This is a genomic window from Nocardioides ginkgobilobae, from assembly GCF_054781275.1.
In genome coordinates this window covers 1-11022 of sequence record NZ_BAAGUS010000003.1, presented here as the reverse complement: position 1 = coordinate 11022, position 11022 = coordinate 1, and the positions used below count along the sequence as shown (strand labels likewise).

At 76.1% G+C, this 11022-nt stretch carries 11 protein-coding genes; 6 read left to right on the top strand and 5 right to left on the bottom strand.

The genetic code is table 11. From position 1 onward, the window contains the following. Positions 1–98: 98 nt before the first annotated feature. From ACYVID_RS04050 to ssd, 4 genes are all read right to left on the bottom strand, one after another. Positions 99–833, bottom strand: a complete 735-nt coding sequence (locus ACYVID_RS04050) for a type II secretion system F family protein (protein ID WP_460734667.1) — start codon at positions 831–833, stop codon at positions 99–101. A gap of 7 nt (positions 834–840) precedes the next feature. Beyond that, on the bottom strand, positions 841–1491 hold the full coding sequence (locus ACYVID_RS04045) for a type II secretion system F family protein (protein ID WP_460734665.1): 651 nt from the start codon (positions 1489–1491) through the stop codon (positions 841–843). A 173-nt stretch (positions 1492–1664) separates the two neighbouring features. Continuing rightward, positions 1665–2819 carry a TadA family conjugal transfer-associated ATPase gene (locus ACYVID_RS04040; RefSeq protein WP_460734663.1) on the bottom strand — a complete coding sequence of 385 codons (1155 nt, stop codon included), beginning with the start codon at positions 2817–2819 and terminating at the stop codon, positions 1665–1667. After that, entirely contained in the window at positions 2816–3862 is a 1047-nt protein-coding gene (ssd, locus tag ACYVID_RS04035; RefSeq protein ID WP_460734661.1) for a septum site-determining protein Ssd, read from the bottom strand. The genes ACYVID_RS04040 and ssd overlap by 4 nt, the downstream gene beginning before the upstream one ends. Before the next feature lie 111 nt (positions 3863–3973). Between ssd and ACYVID_RS04030 the strand changes: the two genes are divergently transcribed. Continuing rightward, on the top strand, positions 3974–4762 hold the full coding sequence (locus ACYVID_RS04030; protein WP_460734659.1) for an HAD family hydrolase: 789 nt from the start codon (positions 3974–3976) through the stop codon (positions 4760–4762). 453 nt (positions 4763–5215) lie between these two features. On the opposite strand, the gene ACYVID_RS04025 is transcribed toward ACYVID_RS04030, so the two are convergent. Further along, positions 5216–5935 (bottom strand): Fic family protein, encoded by a 720-nt coding sequence (locus ACYVID_RS04025; protein WP_460734657.1) that lies wholly within the window; start codon positions 5933–5935, stop codon positions 5216–5218. Between the two features lie 35 nt (positions 5936–5970). Between ACYVID_RS04025 and ACYVID_RS04020 the strand changes: the two genes are divergently transcribed. The 5 genes from ACYVID_RS04020 to ACYVID_RS04000 all read left to right on the top strand — a co-directional run bounded on the left by ACYVID_RS04020 (position 5971) and on the right by ACYVID_RS04000 (position 10815). Further along, positions 5971–6987 carry a class I SAM-dependent methyltransferase gene (locus ACYVID_RS04020; protein ID WP_460734655.1) on the top strand — a complete coding sequence of 339 codons (1017 nt, stop codon included), beginning with the start codon at positions 5971–5973 and terminating at the stop codon, positions 6985–6987. A gap of 45 nt (positions 6988–7032) precedes the next feature. Then, the gene (locus tag ACYVID_RS04015; protein ID WP_460735078.1) at positions 7033–8145 is read left to right on the top strand and encodes a sensor histidine kinase; all 1113 of its coding nucleotides are present in this window, start codon (positions 7033–7035) and stop codon (positions 8143–8145) included. A gap of 25 nt (positions 8146–8170) precedes the next feature. Next, positions 8171–8896: a LytR/AlgR family response regulator transcription factor gene (locus tag ACYVID_RS04010; RefSeq protein WP_460734653.1), complete on the top strand. Its 726-nt coding sequence runs from the start codon at positions 8171–8173 to the stop codon at positions 8894–8896. A gap of 75 nt (positions 8897–8971) precedes the next feature. Continuing rightward, on the top strand, positions 8972–9283 hold the full coding sequence (locus ACYVID_RS04005; RefSeq protein ID WP_460734651.1) for a hypothetical protein: 312 nt from the start codon (positions 8972–8974) through the stop codon (positions 9281–9283). After that, positions 9280–10815, top strand: a complete 1536-nt coding sequence (locus ACYVID_RS04000; protein ID WP_460734649.1) for a sodium/solute symporter — start codon at positions 9280–9282, stop codon at positions 10813–10815. Before ACYVID_RS04005 ends, ACYVID_RS04000 begins: the two co-directional genes overlap by 4 nt. Positions 10816–11022 lie beyond the last annotated feature (207 nt).

Here is an 11022-nt window from a genome sequence, read left to right as displayed (position 1 = left end):
GCCGAGGACCGGGCGGGCCGACGGCTGGGCCGTCCGCGGACGGCAGGACCGCGCGGGCTGCGGCCGCGCGGCGGGTCTGGCGCACCGTCCCCGCGGACTCACCAGAGGTCGCCGAGGAGCGCGGCTGCCAGCGGGACAATCCCGAGCACCACGAAGGCCGGCAGGAGGCAGAGCCCCAGGGGCATCGCCGCGCGCACGCCGACCTGGCGGGCACGGTCCTCCACCCCCGCGCGGGCCTGCTGGGCCAGCTGCTCGGCGAGCAGGTGGACCACCTGCGCGACGGGCGTACCCGTGTCGTGCGCGCGCCCCAGGGCGCGGCCGAGCGGGGCGAGGGCGGGGTCGCGACCGAGGGCGCGCCAGACCTCCGCCGGGTCCGCGCCGAGACCCAGCGCGTGCGTGTGGGCGAGCAACCGCTGACCGGCCGGTCCGGCCAGGGCGGATCCCGCCTGCCGGACCGCGGCGGCCGGGTCGGCCCCGGAGCGCAGGGCGTCGGCGACCAGGCCGACGAGGTGCGGCAAGTCGGCCGCGGCGCGACGTCGTTCCCGTCGCTCGGCCGAGGACTCACCCCGACCTGCCAGCGTCCAGACCGCGACCGCGGCCAGCACCCCGACCAGCGCTCCCGCGGTCGGGCCCACCACGGCCCGCCCCAGGGTGAGCCCCGCGACCACGGCCAGGACGGCAGCGGCAGCCCTGTGCCGTCGTACGTCGGTGGGCGGCCGCGCCCCAGCCGCCGACCGCCCCGGGGCCAGCACGGCCGGTCGTCGCGCCGGTCGCCCGGCGAGCAGGACCAGTCCCGCGACACCGAGCCCTGCCAGCAGGCTCCACCCGGTCACGTCGGCCTCACGTCGACACCGCACTGCGGGCGAGCAGCTCGACCCACAGCAGTCCGAGCAGCAGCAGCCCGAGGCCCACGGCGAGGCAGGCCCAGCCGAGCGGTCCGGCGAGCAGCCACGCCAGCGGGTGCTGCCCTGCACCCGACCCCATCAGCCACGCCAGCACCGGCAGCCCGGCGACGAGCCGGCCCGTGGCCCGGGCCGAGGCCAGCTCGGAGTCGACGGCGCGGCGCGTCGCGGCGGCGGCCAGGAGGTCGGCGGCGACCCGGTGCAGCGCCAGGGACAGCCCCTGACCGGTGCGACCCGACACCTGCCAGGCGGCGGCCACCAGCCGCAGCCCGTCGGCACCGGGAGTGGTCGCAGCGACGTCGCGCCAGGCGCTCGGGACGTCGGCGCCCACCCGGTGCGCCGAGAGCACGGGGTGGAGCGCGGCCCACTCGACGGCGGCCCGGGCCAGCGCCCGCTCGGCGCTCGCGCCCGCGGCGAGGTCGTCGGCGATCGCCTCGCAGGTCTCCCGGGTGCGCTCGCCGGCCCGGGCAGCGGCCCCGGCCGCGCGCCGGAGGCCCAGCAGCACGGCGCCGGCTGCGACGACCACCGAGCCCAGCAGACCCAGCACCACGACCCGCGCAGGCAGGCCGGCGACCACCAGCACCGTCACCAGGCCGACCCCCGCGCACGACCAGTGCGCGGCACGCAGCCGTTGCGTCCTGCTCGACGTCTGACCCGGGCCCGGCACCCCGTCACGTGCCAGCCCCCGCGGCGGGAGCAGGAGCAGCACGCAGCCCGCCGCCAGGCAGCCGGCAACCACCGCGGGTCCGCCCACCGCCCCGCTCACCTGCGCTCGAGCACGTGGGCGAGACGCTCGACCCCCGGTCCGTCGAGGACCCTCCCCGACTCCACCCGGACCCCCGTGAGCATCCGCACGGAGCCGTCCGCGGTCCGCTCGGGCACGGCCACCTCCTCCACCCGTCGTACGCCGTCCCGCCCCCGTCGCAGGTGCACGACCGCCTCGACGCCCGCCGCGAGCTGGCTGTGCGCGGCGGCCCGGTCCAGCCCGGCGGCCAGGGCGAGCGCCTCCACGCGGGCGGGGACGTCGGCGGCGGTGTTGGCGTGCAGGGTGCCGCAGCCGCCCTCGTGACCGGTGTTGAGCGCGGCCAGCAGCTCGACCACCTCGGCGCCGCGCACCTCGCCGACGACGATCCGGTCCGGGCGCATCCGCAGCGCCTGCCGCACGAGGGTCCGCAGGTCGAGGGCACCGGCCCCCTCGAGGTTGGCCGGGCGGGCCTCGAGGGAGACCACGTGGGGGTGGTCGGGTCGCAGCTCGGCGGCGTCCTCCACCACGACGATCCGCTGCTCCGGCGGGACCAGCCCGAGCAGCGTCGCGAGCAAGGTCGTCTTGCCGCTGCCGGTGCCCCCGGAGACGAGGAACGCCGCACGCGAGGCCACCAGCGCACGGAGCAGCCGGGCCACTGGCGGCGGTGCGGCACCGGAGTCGACCAGCTGGTCGAGGGTCAGCGAGCGGCGCGGAGGCACCCGCAGCGAGATCGAGGTGCCCGGGCTCGCCACCGGCGAGAGCACCGCGTGGAAGCGGGTGCCGTCGGGCAGCCGCAGGTCCACGCAGGGCGAGGCGTCGTCGAGGCGGCGACCGCCCAGGGAGGCCAGCCGCTGCGCGAGCCGCCGCACGGCCTCCTCCTCGCCGAGGTCGACCCGGCTGCGCTCCAGCCCCTGGCCGCGGTCGACGTAGACGGCCGAGGCGCCGTTGACGAGCACGTCGGTCACATCGGGCAGCGCCAGCAGGTCCTCGAGCGGGCCGGCCCCGGCCACGTCGCGCAGCAGCCGCGCGTGCACGGCCAGCACGGTGTCGTGGCCCACCGGCCCGGCGTCCTGCCGCAGGGCCGTCGCGACCGCCTGCGCGGTCAGCGGGCCCGGGTGGGCCGCGAGCCGTGCACGGACCCGCTCGACCAGGTCGGGCGCGGGGGCGCTCACGCCGCCCGCCCGAGCAGGGAGGTGCGCGTCAGCACCGCCGCCGCAGCCCGGCCGAGCTGACCGCGGTGGTGCCGCACCGGCCCGAGCCCGAGGTCGACCGCTTCGTCGAGGCCGCGCTGCCGGGTCATCCGCGCCAGCACCGGGAGACCCGTCGCGTGGGCGACGGCCTCCTCGTCGGCCTCCCGACCCACCAGCACGAGCCCCGCCCTCCCTGGGTCGTCCAGTGCTGCGCAGGCCCGCACCGTCGAGGCCACCCCCACCACCGTCGCCGGCACCAGGACGACCACGAGGTCGCAGCGCGCGAGCAGACCGGCGCGGCCCCGGCTGCGGGCGAGGTCGAGCACGACCAGGTCGTGGCCCCGACGGGCGGCCTCGACCACCTCCGCGAGCTGCTCGTCGTCGGGCAGCCGCGGCGGCTGGGCCGCGCGCCAGGTCAGGACGCCGAGCGGGCCGCGCCGCGGCACCCCCTCACGCAGGTCCCGGGCCGAGAGTCGACCGCGCGAGGTCGTCAGCACCTCCCAGCCCACCCCCTCCCCCTGCTCGACGCCGAGCACCCGGTCGAGTCCCGGCCCCAGCGGGTCGGCGTCGACGACCAGCACCGGCCCCTGGGTCGCGGCCAGCTGCCCCAGCGCCGCTGCGAAGGTGGTCGCGCCCGCGCCGCCGGCGCCCCCCAGCACGCCCACGACGGGTCCGCCCCGCGTCGCCTCCTCCAGGTCGCCGAGCGCCGTGGCCAGCCAGCCGCTGCCGCTCGGCAGCTCGACGACCTCGCCCACACCGAGGTCGAGCGCCGGACGCAGCAGCCCCGGCGGCAGCGGACCGCTGCTCACCAGCACGACACCCGCCCGGCGCGGCGGGCGCAGGGCTGCGGCCTGCTCGACCAGGTCGGCCCCCACCAGCACGAGCGGAGGGCCGTGCCAGCGGCGCAGCAGCCCGCCGGCGTCGGCCGTCACTACCGGGCTGGTGCCCACGGACGCGGCGAGGCGCTGCACCTCCTCGGCGAGGTGGGCGTCGGCGGTGGCGAGCAGCGGGGCGGGGCGGTCCATGGGTCCAGGCTGGCCCGCCGCGACGCCCGCGCGACGGCGTACGGGACGTGGTGTGGAAGGCCTCGTGCGCAACCACCCCTGTGCAGGAACCGCGGCCCGTATGCTCGCGACATGCCCGCTGCGGCCTTCTTCGACCTCGACAAGACGATCATCGCCAAGTCGAGCACCCTGGCCTTCAGCCGGCCCTTCCAGGCGGGAGGGCTCATCTCCCGGCGGGCGGTGCTGCGCTCGGCGTACGCGCAGTTCATGTACCTCGTCGGCGGCGCCGACCACGACCAGATGGAGAAGCTGCGCCAGTTCATGTCGCAGCTCTGCGCCGGCTGGGACGTCCAGACCGTGCGCGACATCGTCGCCGAGACCCTGCACGACGTCGTGGACCCGCTGGTCTACGAGGAGGCCGTGGAGCTGATGGAGGCCCACCGCGCGGACGGCCTCGAGGTCGTCATCGTCTCCGCCTCCGGCACCGAGGTCGTCGAGCCGATCGGCGCCCTGCTCGGCGCGGACTCCGTCATCGCCACCCGGCTCGAGGTCGAGGACGGCCGCTACACCGGCGAGATCGCGACCTACATGTACGCCGAGGAGAAGGCGATCGCGATCCGCGAGCTCGCCGAGCGACGCGGCTGGGACCTCGCGGACTGCTACGCCTACAGCGACTCGGTCACCGACATCCCCATGCTCGAGGCGGTCGGCCACCCCCACGCGGTCAACCCCGACAAGGACCTGCGCCGGCACGCCGTCGAGCAGGAGTGGCCGGTGCTGGTCTTCGACAAGCCGGTGGCCCTGCGCTCCCGGGTCCCCGTCCCCTCGCGCCCGACGCTCGCGGCGCTGGCCGTGGGCGGGGCCGTCGCGGTCGGCGGCGTCTGGTGGGCGGGCGCCCGGCGGCGTACGACGGGGGCGTGAGCGGGCGCGTCCTGGCTGCGCCCGCTCCGCACGTCGACCGAGATCTCGACACGGGCGTCGCTACCTGCGCCGAACATGCTGGTGGCCCCCGGGTTCATACGCCCCGGAGGCCACCGCTGACACGGGGTCCGCCTGGCTACCAGGCGTGCATCTTCGACTTGCTGCCGCGGGAGTATCCCGACTCGACAGGCACCCTCTTCGAGAGGGTCGATCGCCGCGTGGGTACCGCGGATCCCGTGTACGTCTCTGGAGTTGTGACTCCATGTGTACGCCTGTCCGGCGGGAGTGGCAAGGGGTACCGGCGAGTCGTCGGATTGGATCGTTCACCGGTGCGGACCGGGCTTGTGCGCGCGCCCGGGGCCACGCTCGAACCAACGCCGAGTCACCGTCGAACGAGCGCCGAGTCACCCTCGAACGAGCGCCGAGTGGGCGAGGGGCCAGCGCCGGGTGCGGTCAGTCGCGCAGCGGGGAGGCGTCGGCCCCGGCGGCGAACGCCTCGGGGGCGTAGAGCAGCCAGGCGTGCACGCCGGGGTCACCTCCGGTGGCGTAGCCGCGCAGGTTGGACTCGTAGGCCGCGCGCAGCGCCAGGTGGCCGGCCTCGGGGACGGTGAGCGAGGCCGGGTCGACCCCGCGCGCGACCAGCACCAGGCGCTCCGCGGCGCGGGCCACGAGGCCGTTGTGGCTGGGGAAGGGCGCGGCGGTCGCGAGGTCAGCGTGCACCACCGCGGCGACCAGCAGGGCGGGCGCGGAGGTGTCCGCGAGCAGCAGCTCGGCCAGCCCACGCAGCCGTTCGGCGGCGGCGGCGTCGCGGGGACGGCCGCGCTGCTCCTCGGGCAGCGAGGTGGCGGAGGCGACGGCGTGCAGCCGGGCCAGCGCCTGCAGGGGCGCCCGGCCCAGCACCGGCACCTGCGAGAGCACCTCGGTGGAGAGCCGCACGGCGTCGGCGGCGACGCTGTCACCGGCCCCGGACTCGACCTCCTCCCACGTCGAGCCCGAGCCCTCCAGCACCGCCGAGGCGTGCGCACCGCGCAGCAGCGAGGTGGCGGTCTGCTCGGGCGAGGTACGCCGCAGGCCACGGTCACGCAGCAGGGCGTCGATGCCGTCGCGGGTGGCGGCGAAGGCGCTGGGGACGCCCTCGAGCGACACCAGCCAGGACAGGGGGTCGACGCTCACCTGCAGGAGGGTAGTGGCGGACTAGGGTGAGCCCGATGACCGACCTCCAGCCGGGCGCCCCAGGGCACCCCGGGCGCAGCTTCGGGTCCGTGGCCCTCGCCTACGACCGCGGCCGCCCGTCGTACCCCGTCGAGGCCGCGACCTGGCTGACCGAGGTCGCCGACGCCGACCTCGGTCGACCCCTGCGGGTCCTGGAGCTCGGCGCGGGCACGGGCAAGCTGACCGAGGTGCTGGTCTCCCTCGGCCACGACGTGCACGCCACCGACCCCGACGAGGCGATGCTGGAGGTGCTGCGCGCGCGGCTGCCGCTGGTGCGGGTCAGCGCGACGGGCGCGGAAGAGATCCCGCTGCCCGACCGCAGCGTCGACGTGGTCGTGGCGGGGCAGGCGTTCCACTGGTTCGACCTCGAGCGGGCGCTGCCGGAGATCAACCGCGTGCTGCGGCCCGGCGGCCACCTGGGCCTGGTGTGGAACCAGCGCGACGACCGGGTCCCGTGGGTGCGACGCCTGGGCGGGCTGATCGGCGAGCAGGACCAGCGCGACGACCTCGGCCACCCGTTGGAGGAGACCGGCCTCTTCGGCTGGGTCGAGGACGCCCGGTTCAAGCACCGCCAGCACATCGACCGCGAGACCATCCAGGACCTCGTCCTCTCCCGCTCCCACGTCGCCGTCCTCGACGAGGCGGGCCGGCAGGCGAAGGTCGCGGAGGTGCTCGCCTTCTACGACGACTACGGCCGCGGCATGGACGGCATGCACCTGCCGCTGATCGCGCGCTGCTTCCGCACGAAGGTGGTCGAGCGGCCGGCGGTCGAGCAGCCCGTCACCCCCCTCGACGCCGCCGGCGGGACGACCGGCGGGACGGGCGGCGACATGGGCGGTGACACGAGCGGCGACGCCAGCGACGACCGCGCGACGGCGTACGACGCCTCCACCGACTCCCCCATGCTCGTCACCACCGGCAGCATCCCCCGGATCGAGGTCGAGGTGGCCAAGGCCCCGCCGCCCTCGGTGATCGACGACGACACCGCGATGCTGCTCATCGACTTCCGCTGAGCCGGCACCGATGACGCGCTCGAGACCACGAGGCATCGCCCGGTGCTGAGGCCCTGGCGCCGGCGCCACCTCGGCACGGACGCCGACCGCGCGACCTTCCGCACGCTGCACACCGCGGCACTGGCGAGCCCGGCGCTGCGGGCGGGCCTGACCCGCGACAGCGCCGAACGGGCCGTCCGCCACCTCCGGACCCTGCTCGGCACCCCGGCGGTCGCGCTCACCGACACCGCCGGGCTGCTGGCGTGGGACGGCGCCGGCCAGCACCACGCCGACCGGGTTCCCGACCTGGTCCAGCAGACCCTGGAGCGCACCGGCACCCGGGCCTTCGGCCGCGAGGACCTGCGCTGCGGGGAGTCCGGCTGCCCGGCCCGGACCGCGGTGGTCAGCCCGCTCTTCGTCGAGGACCGCGTGGTCGGCACCCTGCAGGCGTTCGCCCCGGTCTCCACCGCGGGCCTGGCCCGCGCGACCGAGGAGGTCGCGCAGTGGGTCTCGGGCCAGCTGGAGCTGGCCGAGCTCGACGACTCCCGCACCCGGCTGATGGAGGCGGAGGTGCGCGCGCTGCGGGCCCAGATCAGCCCGCACTTCGTCTACAACTCCCTCGGCGCGATCGCCAGCTTCGTGCGCACCGACCCCGACCGGGCGCGCGAGCTGCTGCTGGAGTTCGCCGACTTCACCCGCTACTCCTTCCGCCGCCACGGCGACTTCACGACGCTGGCCGAGGAGTTGCGCTCGGTCGAGCGCTACCTGCTGCTCGAGCAGGCCCGCTTCGGCGACCGACTGCGCGTGACGCTCTCGATCGCCCCCGAGGTGCTCCCGGTGGCGGTGCCCTTCCTCTGCATCCAGCCGCTCGTGGAGAACGCCGTGCGCCACGGCCTGGAGTCGGTCGAGGGCGGCGGGCACATCCGGATCACCGCGCGCGACCAGGACCAGGAGTGCCTGATCGAGGTCGAGGACGACGGGGTCGGCGAGGAGCCGGAGCACGTGCGCCGGGTGCTGGCCGGCGACCGGTCGGTCGACTCCGTCGGGCTCGGCAACGTCGACGGGAGGCTGCGCGCGGTCTACGGCGACGAGTACGGTCTGGTCGTCGAGACGGCGCCCGGGGCCGGCACGAAGGTCGTCGTCCGGGTCCCGAAGTTCCACCCGGGGGTGCACGCCTGATGGTCGAGCAGCAACGGGGCGCCCGATGAGCGCGGCCGCCCTCACGGTGCTGGTCGTGGACGACGAGCAGCCGGCCGTCGAGGAGCTGGTGTGGCTGCTGCGTCGCGACCCGCGCGTCGGCGAGGTGCTCTCCTGCACGGCTGCGACCGAGGCGCTGCGGATCCTCCAGGAGCGCGAGGTCGACGCGCTCTTCCTCGACGTCTCGATGCCCGGCCTCAGCGGCCTGGAGCTCGCCCAGGTGCTGAGCAGGTTCAAGGAGCCGCCGCGCATCGTCTTCGTGACCGCGCACGAGGCGCACGCCGTGGAGGCCTTCGAGCTGCAGGCGGTCGACTACGTCCTCAAGCCGGTGCGCGCCGAGCGGCTGGCCGAGGCGGTACGCCGGGTCGGCGGCGGCCCCACGGAGCCGGCGAGCGGGCGCGACCTCCAGATCCCCGTCGAGCTCGGCGGGGTGACCCGCTTCGTGAGCCGCGCCGACATCACCCACGTCGAGGCGCAGGGCGACTACGCCCGACTGCACACCGGCGAGGGCTCGCACCTGGTCCGCACCCCGCTCTCGACGCTGGAGGAGGAGTGGGGCCCGGCCGGCTTCGTGCGGATCCACCGCTCACTGCTCGTCGCGCTCCCGCACGTCACCGAGGTCCGGATGGACGCCGGGCGCTGCTCGGTCGTCGTCCGCGGCGGCGCCGAGCTCGTCGTCAGCCGCCGCCACACCCGCGAGCTGCGCGAGCTGCTGCTCACCCGGGGCACCTGAGCCGTGGCCGACCCCGGGCCGACAGGGCCACGGCAGCGCGTCCGGGTCACCGGGCCACCGCGTCGCCGCCCGCCGGTGGCCCGCGCGGGCGAGGTCGACCAGGACACCCGCCTCGGGGGCCTGTACGTCGGCAGCCTGCTGCGCGAGCAGCTCTGGCTCGCCGTGCGGACGCTCACGGTGCTCGCGCTGGTGGTCGGGTCGCTGCCGCTCGTGCTGCACCTGGCTCCCGACCTGGCGGCGCTGCGGTTCGGCCCGTTCCCGGTCGCCTGGCTCGTGCTCGGCGGGGCGACGTACCCCGTCCTGGTGCTGCTGGCCTGGCGCTACGTGCGGCGCGCCGAGCGCAACGAGGCGGCGTTCGCGGAGCTGATGGACGAGGTCGACCGGTGACGACCGGCCTGCCGGGCACCGGTGCGGCCCCGGGGATCGTCGCGATCGTGCTGGTCACCGTCGCGACCCTGGCGCTGGGCGCCTACGGGCTGCGGCTCTCGCGCACCACCAGCGACTTCATGGTCGCCTCGCGCGCGGTGGGGCCGCGGATGAACGCGGCGGCGGTGAGCGGGGAGTACCTCTCGGCCGCGTCCTTCCTGGGTGCGGCCGGGCTGCTGCTGGCCTTCGGCGCCGAGATGCTGTGGTACCCGGTCGGCTGGACCGCGGGCTACCTCGTCCTCCTCGTCCTGGTCGCCGCACCGCTGCGCCGCTCGGGTGCCTACACCCTCCCGGACTTCGCCGAGGCCCGGCTCGGGTCGCGCGCGGTCCGCCGCACCTGCGCGCTGCTCGTGGTGGCCATCGGCTGGCTCTACCTGCTGCCGCAGTTCCAGGGCGCGGGCATCACGCTGGCCAGCGCCGTCGGCGGGCCGGGGTGGCTGGGGCCGGTGGTCGTCGCGGTCGTGGTGCTGGTCAACGTCACCGCCGGCGGGATGCGCTCGATCACCCTCGTGCAGGCCTTCCAGTACTGGCTCAAGCTCACCGCCCTCCTCGTCCCCGCCGCCGTGCTGCTCGTGGTGTGGTGGGGCGACGGGCGCCCCGGTGACCCGGCGTCGACCGCCGCCACCACGGCCTGGTCGGTGCCGCTCGCAGACGGCGGCGCCCAGGGGCTCTACCTCACCTACTCCCTCATCGCCGCGACCTTCCTCGGCACGATGGGGCTGCCGCACGTGGTCGTCCGCTTCTACACCAACCCCGACGGCCGCGCGGCCCGCCGCACGACGCTGCTCGTCCTGGTGCTGCTCGGCGTCTTCTACCTCCTGCCCCCGGTGTACGCCGGTCTGGCGCGGGTCTACGCGCCCGGGCTCGCGGACTCCGGCTCCGACGGGCTGGTGCTGGAGCTGCCGGGGCTGGTCGTGCCGGGGCTGGGCGGGGACGTGCTCACCGGGATGGTCGTCGGCGGGGCGTTCGCGGCGTTCCTCTCCACCTCCTCGGGGTTGGCGATCGCCGTCGCCGGGGTGCTCTCGCAGGACGTCTTCACCCGGCCGTTCCGCGGCACCCGGCTCTCCGGCGTCGCCGGCTTCCGCGCCGGGGCGGTCGTCGCGGTGGTGGTGCCGGCCGGGGTCGCGCTCACCGGCTCCGGGGCGGGTGTCGCCACGACCGTCGGGCTTGCCTTCGCGGTCGCCGCCTCGACCTTCTGCCCCCTGCTGGTGCTGGGGATCTGGTGGCGCGGCCTCACCCCCGCCGGCGCGATCTCGGGCCTGCTCGCGGGCGGGGTCGGGTCCAGCGCGGCCGCCCTCGTGACGCTCTACACCCCAGCCTCCGACGGCTGGTCCGACGTGCTGCTGCGCCAGCCGGCTGCCTGGTCGGCCCCGCTGGCGGCGATCGTCATGGTCGGGGTCTCGTTCGCCACCCGGCGGACGATCCCGGCCCACACCAACCGCCTCATGGTCCGCCTCCACACCCCCGAGGCCGTCGTGCTCGACCGCGGCTGATGGCCCGTTCGGCCTCACCCGGGAGGACGCCGATCGGTCGGTTCGGCGTCCAGGTGGACCGGCCGTCCTTTACCTTTCTCGGCTCTTCACAGTTGAGGGTGTAGCGGACGACGCGGCCGGGGTCGGCGCGTCGGTGCCGGGATAGAGGTCGAGGTCTTTCGAAGATGGCGGTTCCTACGCCAGCCACCCGAAAGACCTCGACGTGCA